Here is a 1,299-nt window from a genome sequence, read left to right as displayed (position 1 = left end):
CATCGGGCGAGAAAGTTCTGCGCGGGGTGGCGGCGCGGCGGGCGAGAAAGTTCTGTGCGGGCCGGGGCCGCGTCAGGTGAGTTCGGGGTCGCGTTGCGCGCCCGGATGCCGGACTGCCGCGGCTCCCGCTGCGAGCGCCGCGTCGAGCGCCTCGGCCCGATCGGCGCCGCGGGCCAGGGCTGCGGCGAGCGCTCCGCAGAACGCGTCACCGGCCCCCGTCGTGTCGACGACTTCGCCGGGGGCGACAGGATGCGCCGGTGCCGTGGCCCCGTCCCACGCAGCCCCGTTCGCGCCGAAGGTCACGAGCAGCGATCGAGGCTCGGCGCCCGCTTCGGCCAGGGCCGCCATCTCGTGCTCGTTGGCGACCACCGGATCGGCGAGGGCGACGACGTCGGGCGGGAGGGCGGCATACGGTGCGGTGTTGAGCACCACGCGCGTCCCGCGACCAGCGGCCCGCCGCACCGCCGTGCAGACCACGGCTCGCGGCACCTCGAGCTGCACGAGCAGCACGTCGCCGGGGCCGAGCGCATCGACCGCCGCGACCTCACGCTCGTCGAGCAGGTCGTTGGCACCGGGGATGACGACGATCGAGTTCTCGCCGCCGTCGGCCACCGTGACGATCGCCGTGCCGGTGGGCACCCCCGGGCAGACGCGCAGCCCGGCGACGTCCACCCCCAGGGCCTCGAGCCGGCGCCGGTACGCCGCACCGCCGGCGTCGTCGCCGACGCAGCCCACCATCGCCACCGGTGCACCCGCCGCCGCAGCAGCCACCGCTTGGTTCGCCCCCTTGCCACCGGCCAACCGCTGCAGGCCCTCGCCGGCCACCGTCTCCCCCGGTCGCGGATGCCGTTCCACCCGCGTCACGAGGTCGACGTTGAGCGAGCCGAGCACGAGCACCCGCCCGCTCATGACGCCTCCCCCCGCACGGTGCGCACCCACAACTCAGCGATCCGCGGGCCGTCGATCGACAGGCAGACGTCGACCTGCGCGGGGGCCAGGCCGTGCGGGTCGTGCGCCAGGTGACCGTCCCAGTCCCGTCGGTCGACGACGGTGCGCCCGCGGGTCCAGGTGCCGGTGAGCTCGACGCGAACCGGCAGCCGCTGGGTCACCACCGCGTCGGGGTCGATGAGGATGCCGACCGCACCCGCGTCGCCGATCGTCGCGCCCGCGTTGGCGAACCGACGGTGGTGGAAGGAGATCAGCCCGGCGGCGAGGTCGGCGACCGCGGTGCCGAGCGCGCGCAGCCCGTCGACGTCGGTGTCGGTGACGAGCGGGTCGTAGAAGACGTCGAGGCCGTAC

At 75.4% G+C, this 1,299-nt stretch carries 2 protein-coding genes; both read right to left on the bottom strand.

Features of this window, described 5'->3' with window-relative positions; translation table 11 throughout:
- Positions 1–72: 72 nt before the first annotated feature.
- Positions 73–909 carry a ribokinase gene (locus PLL68_RS15375; RefSeq protein ID WP_324535592.1) on the bottom strand — a complete coding sequence of 279 codons (837 nt, stop codon included), beginning with the start codon at positions 907–909 and terminating at the stop codon, positions 73–75.
- Positions 906–1,299 (bottom strand): nucleoside hydrolase (locus PLL68_RS15370; protein ID WP_324535590.1); only part of this gene is annotated, 394 nt, incomplete at its 5' end. The genes PLL68_RS15375 and PLL68_RS15370, both read right to left, overlap by 4 nt.

The sequence above is a fragment of the Ornithinibacter sp. genome (assembly GCF_035443565.1).
In the GTDB taxonomy this organism is placed as follows: Bacteria; Actinomycetota; Actinomycetes; order Actinomycetales; family Dermatophilaceae; genus Fodinibacter.
Note: the sequence above shows the minus strand (reverse complement) of the source record. Positions and strands in the feature narration are given on the sequence as shown.

Excerpts from the sequence above, each read along its gene's own strand:
- PLL68_RS15375 (WP_324535592.1), bottom strand. The coding sequence starts at position 909 with ATGAGCGGGCGGGTGCTCGTGCTCGGCTCGCTCAACGTCGACCTCGTG.